Source organism: Steroidobacter sp. (genome assembly GCF_036402275.1).
GTDB lineage: Bacteria > Pseudomonadota > Gammaproteobacteria > Steroidobacterales > Steroidobacteraceae > Steroidobacter.
This window is the reverse complement of the sequence record NZ_DASWTF010000005.1, coordinates 109,415-132,311: the sequence shown is the minus strand read 5'-3', so window position 1 is coordinate 132,311 and position 22,897 is coordinate 109,415. Positions and strand designations below refer to the sequence as shown.

The following is a 22,897-nucleotide window of genomic DNA, read 5'->3' as shown; positions in this document are numbered from 1 at the left end:
AATCGCAGCCGCGACTACGTTCCTTGTAACTGTTGTTCTCGAGGATGAATGCGACGAAACGACTATACGCCGACCGCGAATGAATGGCGCGAGCCGCGGCGGGCGCGCTGAATGACAAGCAAGAGTAGGGCCAGCCCGCCTCGATGCCGGATGTTTTTAAGAAGCGAGGTCGATCCGGGGGCGCTGGTCGGCGGCGGGCGCGGCAGTGGCTGCCATGGTAATTCGGTTTCGACCCTGGCATTTCGCCCGGTACAGCGCCTGGTCGGCCGTTCGTAACAATGCATCGGGCGCTGTATCCATGAAGCCCGGCGAGCCCGGCGCGATGGTGGCGACGCCGCCGCTGATGGTGATGCGGTCAGTGGCAGTGGGGCTGCCCGCGGAAATGGCCATCCGCCAGATCCGCCGGCGCAGTCGCTCGGCATAAAGCCCGGCACGGCGCGCGTCCACACCTGGCAAGATCACGGCGAATTCTTCGCCCCCATAACGGGCGACCAGGTCGCCGCCGCGGCGAAAGCTTTCATCCAGCGTCCGCGCCACTCGTCGCAGGACTTCGTCGCCGTGCGCATGGCCGTAGGTGTCGTTGAAGTGCTTGAATTCGTCGAGGTCTAGGAAGATCAACGACAATGGCAGCTGCTCGCGGCGGGCCCGGCGCACTTCCCGCTCGAGCGCCCGGTCGAAATGGCGTCGGTTGGCGATGCCGGTCAGCGGGTCGATGGCCACCAGGCGCTTGAGCCGTTGATTGGCCGTTTCCAGCGCCAGGCGCAGGCGGCTCAGTTCTTCGTTGCGCGCTTCCAGTGCATGCGTGCGCTCGCGGACGCGATTTTCCAGATCGTCGCGGACGGTTTGCAGCTCGGCTTCCAGCTCCCGCGTCCGTCGCACCAGCCAGAGCGCCCGAGCCAAGGCAGCAATGACCGTGACCGCCAGCGCCGCGACCACTCCGATCGACAGATACGAGGTTGCGAATTCAAGCGCGGCGGCGGACCAAAGCTCCACGGATCTCCTGCGGGCCCCATCGGGATGATGCAATCAGAGCACAAAGGCCGGGCTTGCGGTATCAGACTTGACGAAACGCCCCGCCGTCATTCCCATGGCCATTCACATGTCTTGTGACGATTTGGTTGCAATCCCCGCGCCATTCGCGGAGCTTTGCGCTTGACGCCCTTGAACAGGCTCGGGAAACTTGCCGGCCATTTCAGATTCTGATGTGACATGAGCAGCTCCGGCATCGATCGCGCTTTCGAGCGTCGCCTGGCGACGCTGATCAATACGCGCGAGCCGCGCGTCCTGCAGAACGGCCTGAAGGGCGTGGAAAAGGAATCGCTGCGTGTCTCGCCCGAGGGCCGCATCGAACACAGCCCGCATCCCCAGGTGCTGGGCTCGGCACTCACCCACGAGCACATCACCACCGATTATTCCGAAGCCCTGATCGAGCTGGTCACGCCCGCGTTTCGCGAGAGCTGGCAACTGCTGCAGTATCTGTGCGATCTGCACCAGTTCGTGTATCGCCATCTCGGCGAGCAGTTGCTGTGGGCCACCAGCATGCCGTGCATGCTCGGCGGCGACGCCGACATTCCCATCGCGCGGTATGGCCGCTCCAACATCGGGCGGATGAAAGAAGTGTATCGGCTGGGATTGGGGCATCGTTATGGCCGGATGATGCAGGCCATCTCCGGCGTGCATTTCAACTACTCGTTCCCTCAGCAGTTCTGGCCGGTGCTGGCCGAAGCCTTGCAAGAGAAGAACGCCGATCAGAGTTTCATCTCGGAGCAGTACTTCGGCCTGCTACGCAACTATCGGCGGCATGGCTGGCTGATTCTGTATCTGTTCGGGAATTCACCCGCGCTGTGTAGCTCGTTCGTGCGCGGTCGCGATCATCAGCTCGAGCCGTTCGCTGCCGGCACGCTTTATGCCCCGCACGCCACGTCGCTGCGGATGAGCGACCTCGGTTATCGCAACAAGAGCCAGGCGGGAGTGGAGATTTCGGTCAACGGTCTCGACGAGTACGTGCGCGACCTGACGGCCGCGGTCAGCACGCCGCATCCGGAATATCAGAAACTCGGCGTGAAAGTCGACGGCGAGTATCGACAGCTCAACACCAACCTGCTGCAGATCGAGAACGAGTACTACAGCTACATCCGGCCGAAGCGAGTGGCCCGCTCGGGCGAACATCCGTCGCAGGCGCTACGTCGGGGTGGCGTCGAATACGTCGAGTTCCGCGCGCTCGACGTGAGTGCATTCGATCCGGTCGGTGTCAATCAGAACAAATTGCGCTTTCTAGAAGCGTTCGCCGCGCTATGCGTGTTGAAACAGAGCGATCCTATCGAGGCTCGCGAGCAAGCGCAGCTGGACGCCAATCACGCCATCGTGGCGCGTCGTGGCCGCGAGCCCGGCTTGAAACTTAATCGCAATGGACGCCCCATAGAATTGCGGACGTGGGCGCTGGAGCTGATCGACTCGATGCGTGGCATCTGCGAGCTGCTCGATGAAGGCGACGAGCGTCGGCAATACACGGCGGCGTTGGATTTGCAACAGACCAAGATCGACGACCCGGACCGCACGCCTTCGGCGCGCAGTCTGCAGGAGTTGCGTACGACCGGGGAAAGCTTCGCGCAATTCGCGCTGCGGATGTCGCGCGTCCACAAAGCGTACTTTGTGGACCTGTATCCGCCGAACGAGCAGCGCCTGGCGGAATTCAGTGCCGAAGCCGAAGAATCGCTGCAACGTCAAGCCGCCATCGAAGCCGCCGACGACATGACTTTCGACCAGTTCCTGGCGAAATATTTCGCGCGGTAGAGTTTGTAGTCGCTGACCGAGACAAATCCAACGACAGCGAATCCGGATATCGCAGCGCCGCGATTTAGCGGGTGAGTTTTATTTTTCGCGCCGACTAGCAGAAGTTATTAACGAGGATTACTCTCGGCATCCTGGCTAGCGCGTTGGTCGCTTGAACATAACGAGGCGATTTCAAACGCGTACCCACGTCTGTCGAGTGTCTTGCGCACGGAAGTCGTCTACGAAGACGTCCAGGTTCTAAAACTGAGAACTGCGCACGCTTTCACGGTCGGGCGAGAAATAACATGGGCACGTTTTTTTCCTCCGAAGCTGCGTGAGAGCGCTCAGCCGACTGACTTATATGAGCACTGTAATCAAACCTGTCGTCAGCCAGATGATCAGCGGAGGATCGGCGGCCAACGCCGATCAGCTCGGAGACGCGATCAACTTGCATGTATCGCCGGAGATCGGCATCGACACGGTCGTCGAGCCCACTATCGAATCCACGGGTGGCTGGGATGCCTACGAAGTATGGCGACGCTTGATCAAGGACGCGCGCGACCGTCGCAAACAGCAGGATTCGAACTAATCGCCGAGCCGGCGGCACAAACTGAATCAGGGGCGGCGCCCGTCGCCCCTCAATCTGCTTACGGCCTGCAGCTGGCGCGCGGCTTTCCGCGTCTCAAGTTCGACGATCCGGACCTGGAGCGGAAATTCCGACGCGCGCATCTGGCTCGCAGCCGCGCGCAGATCAGCCGCAACCTGCTGCTCGGCATCGGCTTCGTCGTCGGTTTCTCGGCGCTCACTCATTTAGTACTGCCGGGGCCGGTGAACCGGCCGCTGGATCTGATCCGCCTCACCGTGCTCGGGCCGGTCTTCCTGATCGCGCTCCTCCTGGTGCACACCCGCCTGTATCAGCGCTGGTATCCGATCGTATGCCCCTACGGCGCCACCTTGTTCGGCGTCGGCGTGGTGGTGCTGGCCGTGATCGCCGCGAGCCAGGGCGTCAGCCTGATCGCGTCGGTGGTGCTGGCCATCATCTACAACTATCTGATGCTGGGGATGTCGTTCCGGCCGGCGTTGGGCACGTCGTTGCTCGTGCTGCTGTCGTACCCGCTGATCGCCACGCTGGCGGGCATTCCTGGTCCGCAACGACTGGTCGATGTAGGGGTATTGCTGTTCACCAACGCGATCGGAGCCATCGTCTGCTATTCGCTGGAGCGCGCCAATCGCACCAACTTCCTGGAATCGCAGCTGCTGATGGAAACGGCGCGTCGTGATGGATTGACCGGCATCGCCAACCGTCGCACCTTCGACGAGCACATCAACCGGGTATGGGCGCAGGCCGCGCGCGAAGGCCGGGCGCTGACCTTGCTGATGATCGATATCGATCACTTCAAAGCCTACAACGATCGCTTCGGCCATCAGGCCGGCGACGAATGCCTGCGGCGGGTCGCGTGGTCGTTGAGCAGTCATGCGCGCCGGCCGCTGGATATCGCGGCCCGCTACGGTGGCGAAGAATTCGCCATGATCCTGTTCGACTCGAGCCGGCAGCACGCCGAGGACATGGCGCGGCAAATCCAGGCGGGCATCGAATCTCTGGCCATCGCGCATTCGGCCCCGGCGACCGAGAGCAACCGTCTGACAGTGAGCATCGGCATCGCGTGCGTGCAGCCGATGAGCGATCGCAGTCACTTCGGCTTCATCCAGCTCGCCGACGAGGCGCTGTACGCGGCCAAGGAGCGCGGCCGCAACTGCATCGTGATCATGGACAAGGAATACGGCGACCTCAACACCGGCTCGTTCCGCAAGGAAAAGCCGGTCGCAGCCGGCACGACTCACTGAAGAAACAACGTCTCGCGTTGTCATCTCCGCTGGCGATACTTTGATCGCCAAAGCCTATTGGCCTCGGCCTTGCAGGGGCGAGGCGTGCGGCTATGATCGATGCATCTCGCTGCCTTTTCTGGAGTTTCCGGGGCAGCTCCATCCACCGACTATTACAAGCCCGACTGGCGCGGGCGGCGAGTGTGTTGTCATGCCTCATGTCATGTCTCGGCCGACGGGCCAGGGAATCAAAAGTCTGCTGATCGCCAACCGCGGCGAGATCGCCATCCGCGTGATGCGCGCCGCGGCCGAGCTCGGGATTCGCACCGTCGCCGTCTACTCGCAGGAAGACCGCTTCTCGTTGCATCGCATGAAGGCGGACGAGAGCTACCTGGTGGGCGCGGGCAAAACGCCGGTCGAAGCGTACCTGGACATCGCCGACATCGTGCGCATCGCTCGCGAAGCGAAGGTCGACGCCATCCATCCCGGCTATGGCTTTCTGTCGGAAAATCCCGAGTTCGCCGAAGCCTGCGCCGCCGCCGGTGTGATCTTCATCGGTCCGACGCCCGAGATCATGCGTCGGCTCGGCAACAAGGTGATGGCGCGCAACCTTGCCGTTTCAGCCGGTGTGCCGGTGATGCCCGCGACCCCGCCGCTGCCGCGGGACGAAGCGGAAACATTGCGCATGGCGCGCGAAGTGGGTTTCCCAGTCATGCTCAAGGCCAGCTGGGGTGGCGGTGGCCGCGGCATGCGCATCGTCGAGACCGAAAAGGAGCTGCCTGAGATGGTGGCCACCGCGCGGCGCGAAGCCAAGGCGGCGTTCGGCAACGACGAGGTTTATCTCGAAAAGCTGGTGCGCCGGGCGCGGCACATCGAAGTGCAGCTGCTCGGCGACGCTCACGGCAACCTCGTGCACCTGTTCGAGCGTGATTGCACGGTTCAACGTCGCAATCAAAAAGTGATCGAGCGCGCGCCCGCCACGTTCTTCAACGCCGAGCAGCGCGAGTCCCTGTGCAACGAAGCGCTCAAGATCGGGCGGGCGGTGCGCTATCTCAACGCCGGCACTGTTGAATTCTTACAAGACGCCGACAGCGGCAAGTTCTATTTCATCGAGGTCAATCCGCGCGTGCAGGTGGAGCACACGGTGACCGAAGCCGTCACCGGCATCGACATCGTTCGCGCGCAGATCCGGATCGCCGAGGGAGCACGAATCGGCGATGCCGATAGCGGCGTGCCGAAGCAGGAAGACATTCGCCTCAACGGCTACGCAATGCAGTGTCGCGTGACCACCGAGGATCCCGAGAACAATTTCATTCCCGACTACGGTCGCATCACGGCCTATCGCAGCCCCGCGGGCTTCGGCATTCGTCTCGATGCAGGCACTGCGTACTCGGGTGCGATCATCACCCGCTCGTACGATTCCCTGCTGGTGAAGGTGACGGCGTGGTCGCCGACTCCCGCCGAAACCATCGCTCGCATGCACCGCGCGTTGTGGGAGTTCCGCGTGCGTGGCGTCGTGACCAATCTGCGCTTCCTCGATCAGCTGATCCTGCATCCGCAGTTCGCGTCGGCGGAGTACACGACCAAGTTCATCGATCAAACGCCGGAGCTGTTCCGCTTCCCGCGCAAGAAAGATCGCGCGTCACGCTTGTTGAACTTCATCGGCGACGTGGTCGTGAACGGCAATCCGGAAGTGAAGTCGCGGCCGCGTCCACAGCGCCTGGTTGCGCCGAAGCTGCCGAAGATCGATTTGCCTGCGCCAGCGCCGGGCACCAAGCAAAAGCTGACCGAGCTGGGTCCGGACAAGTTCGCGCAGTGGATGCTGGAACAGAAGCAGGTGCTGCTCACCGATACGACCATGCGCGATGCGCATCAGTCGTTGCTGGCGACGCGCTTCCGCACCTATGACATGAAGGCCATCGCGCCCTATTACGCGAGCTTGCTGCCAAATCTATTCTCGGTGGAGTGCTGGGGCGGGGCGACGTTCGACGTCGCCATGCGCTTCCTCAACGAGTGCCCGTGGGAACGGTTGCAGGAATTCCGTCGGGCCATGCCGAATCTGCTGCTGCAGATGCTACTGCGTTCGGCGAACGCCGTCGGCTACACCAACTACCCCGACAATGTCGTGCGCTACTTCGTCAAGCAGGCCGCGGAGTCGGGTATCGACTTGTTCCGTGTGTTCGACTCGCTGAACTGGGTCGAGAACATGCGTGTCGCGATCGACGCGGTCCGCGAATCGGGTGCGCTCTGCGAAGCTGCGATTTGCTACACGGGCAACCTGTCCGATCCGCAGCACACCAAGTACGACCTGAAGTATTACCTGTCGATGGCTCGCGACTTGAAGGCCGCGGGCGCGCACATTCTCGGCATCAAGGACATGGCGGGTCTGTGCCAGCCGCGAGCGGCTTACACGCTGGTCAAAGCGTTGAAGGAAGAGATCGGCTTGCCCGTGCATTTCCATACACATGACACGAGCGGCATCGCTGCCGCGAGCGTGCTTGCCGCGGTGGATGCGGGCGCCGACGCTGTCGACGGTGCGCTCGATTCCATGAGTGGGCTCACGTCGCAGCCCAATCTCGGCTCCATCGTCGAGGCCTTGCGGCATGGTCCGCGTGAGTCGGGCCTCGATCCGGAAAATCTGCGAGTGCTGTCCGGCTACTGGGAACAGGTGCGTCACTGTTACAGCGCGTTCGAGAGCGATCTGCGTTCGGGTGCGTCCGAGGTGTATGTCCATGGCATGCCGGGAGGACAGTTCACCAACCTTCGCGAGCAAGCGCGCTCGCTCGGCATCGACGACGTTCGCTGGCCGGAAGTGGCGCGCGCGTACGCCAAGGTGAACGAGATGTTTGGTGACATCGTCAAGGTCACGCCGACCTCCAAGGTCGTCGGCGACATGGCGATCATGATGGTCACGAGCAATCTCACACCGGAGCAGGTGCTCGATCCGAACACCGAGATCGCGTTCCCGGAATCGGTGGTCTCGTTATTCCGCGGCGACCTTGGCCAACCTTATGGTGGCTTCCCGTCGGCGCTCCAAGAAAAGGTGCTCAAGGGCTCGTCCGCCATGACGGGGCGTCCGGGCGAAGTGCTGGCGCCCATCGATCTCGACAAGGCGCGCGAAGAGGCGCAGAGCAAGACCTGGCGCGAGATCACGGACGAGGAATTCGCTTCGTACCTGATGTATCCGAAGGTGTTCCTCGACTACATGCGCAACCGGCTCGACTATGGCCGCGTCAGCGTGCTGCCCACGCCGCTGTTCTTCTACGGCATGGAACCGGGCGCGGAAGTGACCGTCGACATCGATCGCGGCAAGTCCCTCATCGTGCGCTTCGTCGCGGTGAGCGATGTTCACGAAGACGGCACGCGCACCGTGTTCTTCGAGCTCAACGGCCAGCCACGCTCGGTCAAAGTGCCCGACCGAAGCCAGGTCGCTCTCAAGCCTCCCCGTCGCAAGGCTGAACCCGCCGACGCCAACCATGTCGGCGCGCCCATGCCCGGCACGGTCGCGACGGTCGCTGTCCGGCAGGGCGACAAGGTGAAGCGAGGCGACGTCCTGCTCACCATCGAAGCCATGAAAATGGAAACATCGGTCCGCTCGGACCGCGACGCGACCATCGGCGAGATCGTCACCAAGCCGGGCGAGACGGTCGACGCGAAAGACCTGCTGGTCGTGCTCGCTTAGCCTCTTGTACTGAGTCCAGAGGGGCCGCCGCAGCCGGCCCCCAGGCCCGACTTCGATCTCCACGCGGAAGCTATCGCGGCAGCCACTACTTCCACGGCTGCTGCCATGCGTGGTTAGATCGGCGTTATGACCTTACTGCGAGTCGCCGAGCCCCAAGAAGAGCGCGCACACAGGCTGGAGCGGGAATTCCAGGCGGTTCTGGACGCTGCCGTCGACGCCGTGGTGCTGTTCGATCACGAGGGCCGCATCGAGCTGCTGAACCATGCCGGCGAGCGCATGTTCGGCTACAACGAACAGGAGGTCATCGGGCTCAAGGTGAACATCCTGTTGCCCGAGCCGTACCGCTCCCAGCACGACGATTATCTGCGTCATTACATCGAAGCGGGCGAGCCGCGCATCATCGGCATCGGCCGTGAGCTGTTGGCCAAGCGTCGCGACGGCAGCGAGTTCTCCGCCGAGCTCGCGGTCGGCCGCGTGCAGGGCACGGACCCGCCGCGATTCGTCGGCTTCATTCGCGACATCACCGTGCGCCGGAATGCGGAGGAGGCGCTCCGTCGCAGCGAGGCGCAGCTGACCATCGCGCAGGAGATCGCCAACCTCGGCAACTATGTCGTGCATGCGGACGGCAAGTTCGAGGACTACTGGTCGCCCCACTTGTATCGAGTGTTGGGGCGACGCTATGGCGAACCGTATATAGGCGTCTACGAATATCTGGAGCCGATGGTGCATCCGGCGGATCGCGCGCGCTGGCAGGCAGCGCGCGACGAGCTCGAGACCAGCGCGCGCTCCATGGACATCGAGTATCGCGTCATCCATCCCGATGGCTCGCTCCGGTACGTGCATCACATTGCACAGACAACGAGGCGGCCCGACGGGAGGGTGCTCCGACAGGTGGGAACATTGCACGACATTACGGATCGGCGCCGTGCCGAAGACGAAGCGCGACAGATGCAGGACCGTATCGCGCACTTCGGACGTATATCCACCATGGGTGAAATGGCAGCCGGCATCGCGCACGAAGTAAATCAGCCACTGACGGCAATCGCGACGTATGCGCAGGCTTGCCAGCGATTGATCGCCGCCAACGATTTCTCGCAGGAAGAAGTGGAAGCGGCGCTCAATCACATCGGCGCGCAGGCGCTGCGCGCGGGCGAAGTGATTCGCAGGTTGCGCACGTTCGTCAAAAACAGAGAGGTGCGGCGAGAGTTGATCGAGGCAAATCGACTGCTCGACGACGTGGTCACGCTCGCGCAGACCGATGCGCGACACAACGGCGTGCGGCTCGTGCTCGAGCCCTCGCCTCAATCGCCGCAGGTGCAGGCGGATGCGGTACAAATTCAACAAGTGGTGCTGAATCTGGTTCGCAACAGCATCGACGCGATGCTGACGGTGCCCGAAGTGCGCCGTGAGATTCTGTTGCGAACCACGGTGGACAGCGAAGGCGATGTCGAATTCATGGTCGCCGATCGCGGCACGGGCGTCGATCCGGCGGCCATGGCCGAGCTGTTCAATCCGTTTTTCACCACCAAACCCGGTGGCACCGGACTCGGCCTGTCGATCAGCCGGTCCATTGTTCGCGCTCACGGCGGCAAGCTGTGGTGCAGCGCCAATCCCGGCGGCGGAGCGCGATTCTTTTTCACACTGCCGGCTGTGCCGGCGTCAGCAGGGAGTCAGCAATGATGAGAGCTAGCGTCACCAATCAGCGGCCCACGATTTTCGTCGTCGACGACGACTCTGCGGTGCGCGACGCGCTGAAGCTGCTGCTTCGGTCGGTCGGGCAATCGGTGGAGACGTACGGCGCGGGCTCCGAATTCCTGGAGTCGTACAGCGAAGACCGGCCGGGCTGTCTGGTGCTGGACATCCGCATGCCGGGCATGTCCGGTCTGGAGCTGCAACAGAAGCTGAATGAAAAACATTCGATATTGCCGATCATTTTCATCACTGGACACGGCGATGTACCGATGGCGGTCGAGGCCATGCAGGCCGGCGCGGTCGATTTCATTCAGAAGCCGTTCAGAGATCAGGATCTGATCGACCGCATCAACCAGGCGCTCGAGAAAGACACGAGCAACCGCGCCGCGCTCGGCGAGCGCAACGACATTCGCCGCCGATTAGAAACACTGACGCCGCGTGAGCGCGAAGTGCTCGATCTGGTCGTGCACGGGAAAGCCAATAAAGTGATCGCCGGCGATCTCAAGCTCAGTCAACGCACCGTGGAAATCCACCGGGCGCGCGTGATGGAGAAGATGCAGGCGTCGTCGCTCGCGCATCTGGTGCGCATGGTGCTCGAAGTCGGGCAAGTGTGAGGCCGCGCATCGGCGCGTGTGGGAGATATGATTTTGCTGGCGTGACAGATGCTTGCGGCTCGTCGCTAGTGGGCGACGGCGCTTCATGAAAAACACTTTAAAAACACGGTGAGCGCAGCGTTCAGCGACGCTGCCTTCCTTAAGTACAAGTGCGACTTTTTCGTCGGTGGCGGTCGGCCAAGATAACAGCATGCGACCACGGCCCACAGGCGAGTCCACCGCCCCCAATCCTCCCTGCGGCTCGGGCTTTCCCGGTACAGTGGCCGTGGCCGCTTTTTTGAAGATCTCAGCGCAAACGATTCTTTCTCTGTTGTGTCGTACTCCCGCCCCATCGTTGCAGTGATCGAAGCCGACGCAACGGACCGCCGAATGCTTTGTTCCTTGTTGAGTAAGCTGAACGCGGATGTTCAGGATTACGACAGCGCTGAAAGCTATTTAGCGTCGCCCAACGGAATTCACGGCGGTTGCCTGATCACCGACATGACGTTGCCCGGCATGTCGGGTCTGGATCTGTTGAAGCAGCTGCGCGCGAAACACGCGTCGACGCCGGTGATTTTGTTGGGAGAAGATGCGGATGTGCGCGCCGCGGTGGCGGCCATGCGCGAGGGGGCGGTGGACTTTATCGAAAAGACGCACGTGGATTTTTCCATCGTGCGTCGCGTCGCCTACTTGCTCGATCATTCACAGCACGCACATTGAAACCGGAAGTAAACACCCCGCCTTCGGCGGGGTGTGTGCAATGGGTTGCCATTGATCGGTCTTCTCGCGCCGATCGACCTGCGGATGTTTACTGCAGCTCCGCTCGTGGATCGAACGGCAACTCACGCTGCATCTGTTCGTACAGCTCGCGCGCTTTCGCCGAATCGGCGGGCGGCAATACGATCTTCAACACTACGTACTGATCGCCAGGCGTCGCGCCTGGCAAGCCGCGGCCTTTGAGCCGCATGCGTTGTCCCGCTTTCGCATTGGCAGGAATACGCAGGTCCACCGTTCCGGCCAGCGTCGGCGTGGCGACCGTCGCGCCGAGCGCCGCTTCCCATGGCGCGACCGGCAGCGTCAAAGTCACATCGCGACCGTCCACTTGAAACAACTTGTGTTTGCGGAAGCGCACTTCGAGATACAGATCTCCCGAAGGTCCGCCACCGTGACCGGGACTGCCCTGCCCCGCGAGACGAATGCGCTGACCTTCGACGATGCCCTGGGGTATCGTGATCTTCAAAGTGCGCGGCCCGGTCTGCGGGCTCTTCAGCTCGATGGTCTGCGTGCCGCCGCGGAACGAGTCCTCGAGATCGATCTCGATGGACGCGACTTGATCGTCGCCGGCCATCGCGAAGCCTCGGCCACCGCCGCCGCCGCGCGCGCGGCCGCCTCGGGCAGCGCCGCCGAACAATGACGAGAAGAAATCGCTGAAGCCGCCTTCCTGGTCGCCGAACGCGGTGGAGAACTCGAAGTTCTGACCCCAATCCGGCGGCGGGCGGAATTCCTGGCCCTGACGCCAGTTGCTGCCCAGCTGATCGTACGCGGCGCGCTTCTGCGGATCCTTCAGGACCTCGTAGGCCTCCTGCACTTCCTTGAAGCGGGCTTCGGCGTCCTTTTCCTTGCTCACGTCCGGATGGTATTTGCGCGCGAGCCGGCGATAGACGCGCTTCAGCTCGTCTTGGCCGACGTCGCGGGCGACGCCCATGATCTTGTAGTAGTCCTTGTATTCAGGCACGGCGAAATGACACCTCGCGCCCAGGCCCGTGAGACACGCGCCGGGCAGGTTGCTAGCGACTGATGTTGAGCAATTTACGCGGTCGGTGGCCCGGAACCAGCTTGTGGCTGGCCGGAGACACGGATTCCGCGTGCATGGCGTCGTAGATGGCGCTTACAACCGCGCTTTCAAGCGTCAGCGGGCGCCTGCAGGTCTGTGCCGCCGCTGAAGTTTCAGGCCCAGCGCGCCGAGCAGCAGGGTCAGCAGGCCGGTGCCCATGCCGCCGCCACCGCCGCCGGAGCGCGACTGCGAAGTGGTCACCGCCGCAGTGGTTACGCTGACCGTAGCGGACGCGGTGTCGTTGGCCGGCACCATATCCAGCCGGTCGCTGCCGATGTGAGCTCGCAATTCCGCGCTTCCGACCGTGCTGGCAGTGAGGCCCACGTTTCCGGTCGCGCTTGCGCCCCCAGCGAGAGAGGGCAACGAGCATGTCACGGCGCCGGTTCCCATCGAGCAGCTGCCGCCAACGAGCGTCGCACTGGATGCCGTGACTCCACTCGGCAACGTCAACGTGAGCGTCACCGAGCCGGCCGTGGTGTCCGAGGAATTCGTGGCGGAGAGCATCGCATTGAAGGCCGCACCTGCCGCGGTGGAGGTCGGCGCCTGCAGGCTCACTCCCAGATTCACTGGAACTTCGGTGTCGATCGTGCCCTCGCCGTGATTGTTGGCAAGGTTGCTTTCGTTGGATGCGCTCACGTCGACGGAGATCGGATACGACGCCGCGACCGCGCTCCGCAGAGTGAGCTCGACTGCAGCCGAACTTCCGCCGGCGATGGCGCCAAGGTCGCACATGACTCTCCCGGCGCCACTCGTGCACGTGCCGCCGCTCACGAATGCTTCTTCGATTATGAGCGCCGCGGGCAACGTGATTTCCGCGCGCGTGTCGCTTGTCGCGAGGCCGCCAGCATTGCGTACTGTCAGCTCCCAAGCGAACGGGCTATTCACGGGCCGGCGCGCCGAGCCCAGGCTGGCGTCCACTGCGATGTCGGCGTTCGACAGCGCGGTGATGCAACTCGCACTGTCCGCCTTCGGCTGAATGATGCTCAGGCTGCACAACGAGAACTTGTCGTTGCCGTTGATGCTGGAGGACATCAGGAACAGTCCGGTCGGCGTGCTCGCGCAAGCGCCCTCGGGATCGCCATCGTGGGGCGCGCCGAAGTTGTGGCCGATCTCGTGGGCCGTGATCAGCGACTCGGTCCACACGCTCGGACTACCGGCTTGGGTCAGGCCCGCGCCATATTGGCGGTCACACACGGAGCTCATGTAGGCGATCCCGACTGTGGATCCGTCGAGATCGCGGCCGGTGAACATGTGCGTCAAGCCGCGCACGTAGAGGTTTGGCGACTGTCGGCGCAGGTTGGCCAGCTCGGTGAGCAGCGATGTCGGGACCGTCGTGCTCGACAGCGAGTCCGCGATGTCGATGCTCGGCACGCTGATCTCCACGCCGAGTTGCGAGCTGTAGATGCCATCGACGTTATTGAGTCGCTGCAGGATCTTGTCGCGCGTCTCGGCCTCGGTGCCGAAGCGACTCATGAGCAAGCTGTCGCCCAGCACTGAAATTTCCAGGCGGCGGGTCGCACCGGCCGCTTCCATGATGGCGGGCGTGTTCTTGAGCTCGTTCACCATCGAGCTATAGGCGTCCGCGGCTTTGAGTGAGCTCGCCTTCGTGTCGGTCCCGCACGAAGCAGCGCCCGGCGTCATCTCCACATCTTTCAGACGGAAAATGGCGGTTGCGGTCGCATCCACTTTGGCGTTCGCCGGGAGGGCGGAGCGCAACTCGGCGACCGGCTCGATCACGTAGAGCTCGGCGCCATCCCAAACCATGCCTTGATACTTGCCCTGGGAGATCGAGATGCGCGCCCATGACTGGGACACGCCGTTGATCTGACCACGGTAGAGCTCGATGTCGGAACTGCTCGAATCGGATTGCAGTAGCGGCGACAGCTTGTCGTTGGGCTCCAGCGTCAAAGTGAAGCGCCGGCCGTAGGCGTCGAACTGAAGCTCGCGCGAGCGCGCTGACTTTTGCTGACCGGGGCTGGAGGCAGGGGCGAGCTGCAGAGGCTCGAAATATAGAATCCGGGAGTCGCCGTGGTCGGCGCCGATTGCGGAGCCGGTCACACTGCCGAGAGCGATTGCGGCCAACCAGTACCCGCTGAACATGGATGCGCCGTTACGCGTGCCGCCCTCCATCTTTGATCTGACCTGCTCTCAAAATGCCGGCGCCCCTTTTCGCACAGGAGCGCGCCGCCGGCAACAGAACTGATGGACCGGCTTGCCGGGGACGCGATGTGGGTCACGTGCCAGCCGTCCCGCGGGATTCCCTCGGCCGTGCACTCGCACAGCCTTCCGGTCGTCTCGCGGGATTCCCTCGGCTGTGCTCGCGCACAGCCTTCCGGTCGTCTCGCGGGATTCCCTCGGCTGTGCTCTCGCACAGCCTTCCGGTCGCACCAAACGCGCGCGGCCGGATCGGGTCGCGCGCCAAACTGGTGCGAGATCGATCGGTTTTTTACCGGCAGGCTGCTGGTAAGCTGACAGCCAGCGGTCACGCCGGGCCGGGGCGCGCGGCATAGAACGTGCATTGCAAACCCTCGCCGCGGTGTGCAAGGTAGTCTGGCCACGCCATGCAACCCAAGCGGAAATGAAAAACCCAAACTCCCGACCTCGCGCGTGAACGCGGATGACCAGGTCGGGGTAGCGCAATCGAGACAGGAGCCACGGGGAATGAAACTCATCAGCGCAATCATCAAGCCGTTCAAGCTCGACGACGTTCGTGCCGCGTTGTCGGAAATCGGCGTGTCCGGCATGACAGTCACCGAGGTCAAAGGCTTCGGCCGGCAGCGCGGTCATACCGAGCTCTATCGCGGCGCGGAGTACGTCGTGGATTTCGTTCCCAAGACCCGCATCGAAGTGGCGGTGAAGGATTCGCTGGTCGATCAGGTGGTCGAGGCCATCATCGGCGCCGCCAAGACCGGCAAAGTGGGCGACGGCAAGATCTTCATCACCGATCTGGAGCGCGTGCTGCGCATCCGCACCGGCGAAGCCGACGATCAAGCGCTGTAACCGACGCGCGTGATGCCAGGCGGCGTTCGTTCGCCGCCTGCACCTTTGCATGCCGCTACGCGGTTACAATCCGCGCATGACTGGCATCATTCGCTTCCATGAAACGGGCGGCCCCGACGTGCTGCGTTGGGAATCCATCGAGTTGGGCGAGCCCGCGCGCGACCAGGTCCGACTGCGCCATGCCGCCGTCGGCCTCAATTTCATCGACGTCTACGAGCGCAACGGCCTCTATCAGATGCCGCTGCCGGCCACGCCTGGCAAGGAAGCGGCGGGCGTCGTCGAAGCCATCGGTCCCGGTGTGAAGCATGTGAAAGTCGGCGACCGCGTCGCTTACTCCGCGAGCGGTTCCGGCTCGTATGCAGAAGCTCGCGTCATGTCGGCGGATCGGCTCGTGAAAATTCCCGATGCGATCGACGATCGAACCGCGGCCGCCGCGATGCTCAAAGGCCTGACGGCGCACATGCTGCTGCGTCAGGTCTACAAAGTGCGCAAAGGCGATGCACTGTTAGTGCATGCGGCCGCTGGCGGCGTCGGATCCATTCTCGTGCAGTGGGCTCGTCATCTCGGCGCGACCGTGATCGCAGTTGTCGGTTCCGCCGCGAAGGCCGATACGGCGCGCGAGTTGGGCGCACAACATGCGTTGCTGAGCGACGATGATTGGGTGGCGCAGGCCAAGGCAATCACTGGCGGTCGAGGTGTGGCGGTGGCGTATGACTCAGTCGGCAAAGATACCTTCATGCGCTCGCTGGATACGTTGCGACCGCGCGGCCTGATGGTGAGTTACGGCAACGCTTCAGGTGCGCCGCCCGCGATTTCGCCGTTGGAATTGTCGAAGCGCGGCTCGCTGTATCTCACGCGACCCACGGCGTTTCATTTCACTGGGACACGTCCAGCTCTGGCGCGCGCCGCGGGGGAGTTGTTCGATCTGATGGGAAGCGGCGTGATCAAAGTGCAGATCGGTCAGACGTATCCGCTCAAGGAAGCGTCGCGTGCGCACGCCGACCTCGAAGCCCGCCGCACGACGGGCTCGACGGTGTTACTGCCCTAAGTCGAAGTAATGGGCGCCCAATGCGGCTGCGAGGACACGCGGTCGCACCAGCCACGAATGTTTGGATAAGGCGCGAGATCGAAGCCGCCTTCGTGCGCGACATGCGTGTACGCGTACAGCGCGATGTCCGCCAGCGTGAACTGATCGGCGACCAGGAACGTGCGTTCGCGCAGTCCGTCTTCGAGAACGTCGAGCGCGGCGTAGCCGATTTTTTTCTTCTCGATGAGCTTCTCGCCCAATTCTGCGCGGGTCTTGCCCAGCATTTTCAGCCAGAAGCGCACCGTGCCGATGTTGGGCTCGAGGTTGTATTGCTCGAAGCACATCCATTGCCACATGCGGGCGCGCTGATACGCATCATCGGGAATCAGCTGAGTGCCTTCCGCCAGATACGAAATGATGGCGTGGCTCTCGGAGAGGTAGCCCTTCTCGGGGATCTCCAGCACCGGGATGCGGCCGTTGGGATTTTTCGCCAGGAATTCGGGAGTGCGGGTCGCGCCGACTTTGATATCGAGCTGGATCAGCTCGTACGGCAGCGCCAGCTGCTTGAGCACCAGGCGCACTTTGTAGCCGTTGCCCGAAGGCAGATAATCATACAGGCGGTACATCATCTCTCCCAAAGCATCATCGTCCGCAGGTCCAGGTTTCCAGGTACACGTTCAAAGAATTGAGCGCGTCCTGCGAAACATCCTGCCCCGTGATGTTTGCAGAGAACTCGATCGCCAGCCGATCAGGCGCGGAGCGTGGTCGCTCCTCGCAACATCGCCAGTGCACCGCTGCGCACGACCTCCAGAACTTCGCCGAGATTCCCCGCTTCGGCGATGAACCTGTTGATCTGCGCTTCACTATCGGTGAGTTCGACGGTATAGCTTTCCGCGTCATCCGACAAGACTTTTCCGCCCGCCTTTTGCACAGCGGAGTTCACGGCGGCGAGCTGCGAGCCCGACACGCGCAACTTCAGTAACAACAGCTCGCGTTCGACGTGCTGATCGCGCGTCACGTCGTCGACGTTCACTACGTCGATGAGCTTGAGCGACTGATTGACGATTTGCTGAACCACCGCTTCGGTGCCGGTGGTCACCAGCGTCAACCGCGACACCGTCGGATCTTCGGTGGGCGCGACATTCAACGACTCGATGTTGTAGCCGCGCGTGGAGAACAGACTGGCGACACGCGTGAGCGCGCCGACTTCGTTCTGTAACAGGATGGAAACGATGTGGCGCTTGCGGGTGCTCATCGCGGGTCCTCGGGCGGTCGCGGGTGTGGTCCAGGCCCCGGATTGAGGCGTCACTATTGTGGTCATCGGTCGCGCCGCTGTCGCTGGCGAAAGGGCCGGAGAGCATACGGGACGAGGGGCGGTGCGCCTAGCGTGACTGTTGCCCCGGCCGGCGGAAGCCCCACCTTTTTCGCCTGCGGCGGGCTGTGTTCGGAGGAAGAGGCGCCGGTGGTTCGCGCCGTCCGAGGTGACCTCCCTCCTTCCGGCACCGTGCTCCCCCTTGCCCGCGCTATCGCGCGTGCCGCCGGGTCCCGTCCCTGGGCGCACTGTGCCGAAAAGGTCCCTCTTTCTCGACACTGCCGGAAGAAGGAAGGTCACCTCGAACGACGCCTTCAACGTATGTGGCATATTGCAGCCAGCTCGCCGCAGCGAGTTTCCGAGCTGGCGCGTGCTCGCCGCAGGCGAGCACAAATACATAGAAATCTAGTTCCCCTCCCGTTCACGGGAGGGGATTAGGGGATGGGTCTTCCAGCCTACGAAATCAGGGATTGGCGAGCTTCAGGTCGGCGAGGAAGTCGGCGACGACGGGGCGGAAGCGGTCCATGTCGACGAGGAAGGAGTCGTGGCCCTGGATGGACGGCAGGCGGGCGAATTGGACGGTGCGGGTGCCGTTGCTGAGGCCGTCGGCGAGTTCCTGTTGTTGTTCGATGGGGAACAACAGATCTGTTTCCACGCCGATGATGAGGGCGCGCTCGACGGTGAAGCGGCGCAGGGCTTCGGCGACTGAGCCGCCGTGGTCGGCGAGGTCGAACAAATCCATGGCGCGTGAAATATACAAATAGCAGTTCGGGTCGAACTGGCCGATGAACTTGACGGCGTGGTTCTCCAGGTACGACTCGACTTCGAAGTCGATGCCGAACGGATCGCCGGGTTTGCGTTCGGCGTTGGCGCGTTCGCGGCCGAAACGCTGCAGCCATTCTTTTGCCGAGCGATAAGTGATCATGCCGAGCTTGCGGGCGAGGCGCATCCCCTGCACTGGAATCGCATCGGGCGGATAGTTGCCGTCCAGCCAGGCTGAATCGCGACGAATCATCTCACGCTGGAGAGAGCGCAAGGCGATGGCGAACGGTGTGGAGCGAGCGGCGGACGAGATGGAGACCAGCGCTCGAGCTCCTTCTGGAAACAAGGCGCAGTACGCCAACACCGTCATGCCGCCGAGCGACGGGCCCACGACGGCGGCGAGCTTCTTGATCCCGAGCGATGCGACGACTTCATGGCCGGCGCGTGCGATGTCCTCGACGGTCAGGACCGGGAATGTCAGTCGATAACACTGTCCGGTCGCGGGATTGATCGATGCCGGCGACGTCGAGCCGAACGGACTGCCGAGCGAGTTCACGCAGATCACGAAGAAACGGCGAGTGTCGATGGGACGGCCCGGGCCGATCATGTCTTCCCACCAGCCCGGCGCGGGATCCTCGGTCGATGATGCAGCGTGGGCCGAGGGCGACAGCCCCGTAAAGATCAGGATGGCGTTGTCGTTGCAGAAATTCAGGTCGCCCCAGGTCTCGTAAGCGATCTGCACATTCTGCAGCGCGCCACCGCGCCGCATGGGGAACGGGCGGTCGAGCTTGAGAAGTTTGCGTGCTGAAGCCATGAGGTACGGTGTGAGCCTGTTCAGGACCGGAGTGTCACCGGGAGTGTAATACCTAGCTGCGGCAGTCCAACATTGCTGGCTGCTATATGCAAATGCCCCACTGGGTCTGCCAACTGGCCGGAAGACCCACCCCGCCCCTCCCGTGCACGGGAGGGGAAGGGGTTTTTATTTTTTTCCAGGGTCGGATCCGGAAAGCATCGCTGGTAACTCCAGCGGCCGGGACCGGCTTCAGCCTTTCTTTTTCACCCGCTTCATCAGCCGCTGGCGCGAGCGGCGTTGGCGGGGGGTCAGAGGATTGCGTTTGCCTTTGAAGGGGTTTTCGTCGGTGCGGAATTCCATGCGCACGGGCGTGCCTTCGAGGCGGAAGTTCTTGCGGAACACGTTGGCCAGGTAGCGCTTGTAGGCGTCCGGGATGTGTTGGATCTGGTTGCCGTGGACCACGATGATGGGCGGGTTGCGGCCGCCCTGGTGGGCGTAGCGCAGTTTGATGCGACGGCCGCGGACCAACGGCGGCTGGTGCTGCATCATGGCCGTCTCCAGCACGCGAGTCAGCTCAGGTGTCGCCATCTCGCGCATCGAAGCGTCGAATGCATGCTTCACGCCGCGCATCAGCTCGCCCACGCCAGTGCCGTGCAGAGCTGAAATGAAATGCACCGGCGCGAAATCCAAGAACGGCAGGCGCAAATCCAAACCGGCGCGAATCTCGTCGCGCTTGTCGGAAGGAATGCCGTCCCACTTGTTGACGGCGATCAACAGCGCACGCCCTCGCTCTGCGACCATGCCGAACAAACTCGCATCCTGTTCGGTAACGGCATCGTGCGCGTCGATCACGCCGATGACGACGTTCGCAGAATCCACCGCCTGCAGCGCCTTGATGACGCTGAACTTCTCAATCGCTTCCTCGACGCGCGCGCGACGGCGCACGCCGGCGGTATCGATCAACATGTAGTTATGGCCGTCGCGCTCGAACGGCACGAACACCGCGTCACGCGTAGTGCCGGGCTGATCGAACGAAATCAAACGTTCTTCCCCGAGCAAACGATTGATGAGCGTGGACTTGCCGACGTTGGGCCGTCCGATGACAGCGACGCGAATATCGTCCTGACCACCCGCGGCAGCCGCGCCTTCCGCCAGCTCGATGCCTTCCAACGCCTCATCCATCAACGCCTTCACGCCGTCGCCATGCGCGGCGGAGATTGCATGCGGCTCGCCTAACCCGAGCGCATAAAAATCCGCACCGGCCGTGGCCGAGTCGACGCCTTCCGCCTTGTTCGCCAACAAAAACACTTTCTTGTTGAGCTTGCGAAGCGTCTGCGCGATGTAGTGATCGTCGGGCGTGACGCCAGCGCGCGAATCGACCAGAAACAAAACTCGGTCGGCCTCCTCCACCGCACGCAACGCCTGCTTGACCATCTGCTGCTCGACGCCGCGAGCGTCGACGACCAGACCGCCGGTATCGACCACCACATAGGGAATCGAACCGACCTTGCCGTAGCCGTAGTTACGGTCGCGGGTCAGACCGGGCATATCCGCGACCAGCGCGTCGCGAGTGCGCGTCAGGAAGTTGAACAACGTCGACTTGCCGACGTTGGGGCGACCGACCAGAGCAATGACAGGCAGCATGATGGGAATGACGAATATCGTTGCGGCGCGCTGCCCGTGCAGCGGCCGTTATTGGCCGCTGTCGGCAGTCTTCACTTCGCGAGCGCCGCTGCGAAACACCAGCAACTTGCCCGAGTCCGTCTGGACGAACACGCGTTGGTTGTCGCTAACTGCGGAGTTGGAGATGCGCTCGCCATCGGTCTTCTGGCGCGCCACGATGTTGCCCGTGGCTTTGTCGAGCCAGTGCAAATAACCCTCGAAGTCGCCCACCACCAGCGCGTCGCCATCGATGGCGGGCGCGGTCAGGCCGCGACGTTTCATCGTGTCCTGCTCCCACTGCACGGCGCCGTCACTGCGACGCATGGCGATCACGACGCTATCCGCGTTGGTGAGATACAGATTCTGTTCATCCATCGTGAAGCCGCGATAGCTCGAAGCATCGCGCGCCCACCAGATCTGGCCCGAGTCGCGCGCCAACATGGCGACGCGGCCCTGGAAGCCGACCACGAAAATGTCATCACCCGAAACGCGCGCGGGCGAGTCGATGTCGGTGAGACGTTCCAGCTCGGTACGGCCGCGGGGCGCGTTCACAATCGTGTCCCACAGCACATCGCCGTTACGCGGATCGATGGCCAGCACTTTGCCGCTGTCGAAGCCGGCGATGATGCGATCGCCCGCCAGCACAGGCGGCGCGGTGCCACGCAAAGTCAGCCTCGGCACTTGCTCGTCGACAGCCCACTTGGTCGAGCCATCGGCCGCGGACAAACCTTCGATGTGACCATCGACGGTGCGGATCACGACGGTGTCGTTCACGAGCAGCGGCTGCGCCAGAATTTCGCTCGCGATGGACTTGCGCCAGCGCTGCGCGCCGTTGCTGGCGTCGAGCCCGATGATGTCGCCATCGCTCGAACCCAGAACCACCAGGCCACCACCGACTTCCGGTCCCGCCGAGAGCGCCAGCTTGGTCTTGACCAGCCAATTCCGCTTGCCGGTGTCGGCCGCCATCGCGACGACTTCGCCATCGTGAGAAGCGGCATAGACCACACCGTCCGCGACGACCGGCTTCAGCGCCAGACGCAGCCGCTCGGAATCGCCGCCGAGTCCCACCGTCCAGACACGGCGCACGTCACGCGTGGTCGTGATGTCGGTGAGCTCCGCTGGCGGATCGACTTCCTTATCGTTGTCACAGCCGAGCATGACCAGCAAGGCCGTCGCGGCAGCGGCAATGCGCGCACCCCGATACAGACGCGTCAAGGAAGTCTTTGTTTCAATCATGGTTGACCCTCGGCCGGCGCCGGGTTGGCCGCAGGCTCGGGGGCTTTCTTGTCGCCACCCACATCCTGCAGTTTCATTTCGAGCAAGCTGCGGTCGATCATTCGATCCGCGCCACCGCCGATGTTAGCGGTCAATGCCGCTGCATACTCGGCTCGCGCAGCGTCAGGATTGCCTTTCGCAACCTGCGCATCGCCACGGATCTCGCGAACCTGCGCGGCGAACGCTCCAGCCTTCTCCGGATCCAGCAGATTCAGCGCCTCGTCGTGCTTGCCTTGCTGAATGAGCAGACGGGCGACGCGCAGGCGCGCGACCCACGCCAGTTCGGCGTCGCTCGATTCGTTTGCAACACTTTGTAACAAGGGCACCGCCTCGTCGAACTTGCCTTCGTCGACGTGCTTCTTGGCGAGCAGCAACCGGCCCTGCTGCGTGTACGGCGACGTCGCGTGGTCGGCCGCCAGCGTGCCGAGCGAACGATTCGCCGCCTCCAGCTCGTTACGTTCCAGGGCGCCACGAAAATCCTCGTACAGCTTGGCGGCCGCCGCGGCGGTATTCGCGGTGCGGACCTTCCAGTACTGCCAGCCGCCCAGCAACACCAGGCCGAGCACGATGCCCCCGAGGATCCAGGTCCAGTTCTCACGCCACCAGTTGCGCAGCGCCTCTTCCTGATCGCGATCGGTCAGATACTCTTCGACCATGACTTGTGTCTTG

General features: G+C 63.0%; 18 protein-coding genes. 9 read left to right on the top strand and 9 right to left on the bottom strand.

Annotated elements, in window-relative coordinates:
• Positions 1 to 156 precede the first annotated feature (156 nt).
• Entirely contained in the window at positions 157 to 1,026 is an 870-nt protein-coding gene (locus VGD45_RS02175) for a diguanylate cyclase (RefSeq protein WP_331153622.1), read from the bottom strand.
• Between the two features lie 183 nt (positions 1,027 to 1,209).
• Here VGD45_RS02175 and gshA point away from each other — a divergent pair, with 183 nt between their 5' ends.
• From gshA to VGD45_RS02140, 7 genes are all read left to right on the top strand, one after another.
• Positions 1,210 to 2,793: a glutamate--cysteine ligase gene (gshA, locus tag VGD45_RS02170; RefSeq protein WP_331153621.1), complete on the top strand. Its 1,584-nt coding sequence runs from the start codon at positions 1,210 to 1,212 to the stop codon at positions 2,791 to 2,793.
• 340 nt (positions 2,794 to 3,133) lie between these two features.
• The gene (locus VGD45_RS02165) at positions 3,134 to 3,361 is read left to right on the top strand and encodes a hypothetical protein (RefSeq protein ID WP_331153620.1); all 228 of its coding nucleotides are present in this window, start codon (positions 3,134 to 3,136) and stop codon (positions 3,359 to 3,361) included.
• Positions 3,304 to 4,617, top strand: a complete 1,314-nt coding sequence (locus VGD45_RS02160; protein ID WP_331153619.1) for a GGDEF domain-containing protein — start codon at positions 3,304 to 3,306, stop codon at positions 4,615 to 4,617. The genes VGD45_RS02165 and VGD45_RS02160 overlap by 58 nt, the downstream gene beginning before the upstream one ends.
• A 190-nt stretch (positions 4,618 to 4,807) precedes the next feature.
• Complete coding sequence (locus VGD45_RS02155; protein WP_331153618.1) at positions 4,808 to 8,278, top strand: pyruvate carboxylase; 3,471 nt, start codon at positions 4,808 to 4,810, stop codon at positions 8,276 to 8,278.
• A 126-nt stretch (positions 8,279 to 8,404) separates the two neighbouring features.
• Positions 8,405 to 9,958 carry a PAS domain S-box protein gene (locus VGD45_RS02150; RefSeq protein ID WP_331153617.1) on the top strand — a complete coding sequence of 518 codons (1,554 nt, stop codon included), beginning with the start codon at positions 8,405 to 8,407 and terminating at the stop codon, positions 9,956 to 9,958.
• Positions 9,955 to 10,584 (top strand): response regulator FixJ, encoded by a 630-nt coding sequence (gene fixJ, locus VGD45_RS02145; RefSeq protein ID WP_331153616.1) that lies wholly within the window; start codon positions 9,955 to 9,957, stop codon positions 10,582 to 10,584. The genes VGD45_RS02150 and fixJ overlap by 4 nt, the downstream gene beginning before the upstream one ends.
• 312 nt (positions 10,585 to 10,896) lie before the next feature.
• Positions 10,897 to 11,283: a response regulator gene (locus VGD45_RS02140; RefSeq protein ID WP_331153615.1), complete on the top strand. Its 387-nt coding sequence runs from the start codon at positions 10,897 to 10,899 to the stop codon at positions 11,281 to 11,283.
• A gap of 88 nt (positions 11,284 to 11,371) precedes the next feature.
• Here the strand turns inward: VGD45_RS02140 and VGD45_RS02135 are convergent, their stop codons facing one another.
• Positions 11,372 to 12,298 (bottom strand): DnaJ C-terminal domain-containing protein, encoded by a 927-nt coding sequence (locus tag VGD45_RS02135; RefSeq protein ID WP_331153614.1) that lies wholly within the window; start codon positions 12,296 to 12,298, stop codon positions 11,372 to 11,374.
• A gap of 174 nt (positions 12,299 to 12,472) precedes the next feature.
• The gene (locus VGD45_RS02130; RefSeq protein ID WP_331153613.1) at positions 12,473 to 14,497 is read right to left on the bottom strand and encodes a M12 family metallo-peptidase; all 2,025 of its coding nucleotides are present in this window, start codon (positions 14,495 to 14,497) and stop codon (positions 12,473 to 12,475) included.
• Between the two features lie 561 nt (positions 14,498 to 15,058).
• Here VGD45_RS02130 and VGD45_RS02125 point away from each other — a divergent pair.
• Complete coding sequence (locus tag VGD45_RS02125) at positions 15,059 to 15,397, top strand: P-II family nitrogen regulator (RefSeq protein ID WP_331067962.1); 339 nt, start codon at positions 15,059 to 15,061, stop codon at positions 15,395 to 15,397.
• 76 nt (positions 15,398 to 15,473) lie between these two features.
• Positions 15,474 to 16,445: a quinone oxidoreductase gene (locus tag VGD45_RS02120; protein WP_331153612.1), complete on the top strand. Its 972-nt coding sequence runs from the start codon at positions 15,474 to 15,476 to the stop codon at positions 16,443 to 16,445.
• Here VGD45_RS02120 and VGD45_RS02115 read toward each other — a convergent pair.
• The 6 genes from VGD45_RS02115 to VGD45_RS02090 form a co-directional block, all read right to left on the bottom strand.
• A complete protein-coding gene (locus VGD45_RS02115; protein WP_331153611.1) occupies positions 16,442 to 17,050 on the bottom strand; it encodes a glutathione S-transferase family protein in 609 nt (202 codons plus the stop codon). The genes VGD45_RS02120 and VGD45_RS02115 overlap by 4 nt on opposite strands.
• 122 nt (positions 17,051 to 17,172) lie before the next feature.
• Complete coding sequence (gene ilvN, locus VGD45_RS02110; RefSeq protein ID WP_331153610.1) at positions 17,173 to 17,679, bottom strand: acetolactate synthase small subunit; 507 nt, start codon at positions 17,677 to 17,679, stop codon at positions 17,173 to 17,175.
• Between the two features lie 520 nt (positions 17,680 to 18,199).
• Positions 18,200 to 19,312 carry a homoserine O-acetyltransferase MetX gene (gene metX / locus VGD45_RS02105; RefSeq protein ID WP_331153609.1) on the bottom strand — a complete coding sequence of 371 codons (1,113 nt, stop codon included), beginning with the start codon at positions 19,310 to 19,312 and terminating at the stop codon, positions 18,200 to 18,202.
• Between the two features lie 228 nt (positions 19,313 to 19,540).
• On the bottom strand, positions 19,541 to 20,935 hold the full coding sequence (gene der / locus VGD45_RS02100; RefSeq protein WP_331153608.1) for a ribosome biogenesis GTPase Der: 1,395 nt from the start codon (positions 20,933 to 20,935) through the stop codon (positions 19,541 to 19,543).
• Between the two features lie 48 nt (positions 20,936 to 20,983).
• A complete protein-coding gene (bamB, locus tag VGD45_RS02095) occupies positions 20,984 to 22,189 on the bottom strand; it encodes an outer membrane protein assembly factor BamB (RefSeq protein WP_331153607.1) in 1,206 nt (401 codons plus the stop codon).
• Complete coding sequence (locus VGD45_RS02090) at positions 22,186 to 22,884, bottom strand: YfgM family protein (RefSeq protein WP_331153606.1); 699 nt, start codon at positions 22,882 to 22,884, stop codon at positions 22,186 to 22,188. Before VGD45_RS02090 ends, bamB begins: the two co-directional genes overlap by 4 nt.
• Positions 22,885 to 22,897 lie beyond the last annotated feature (13 nt).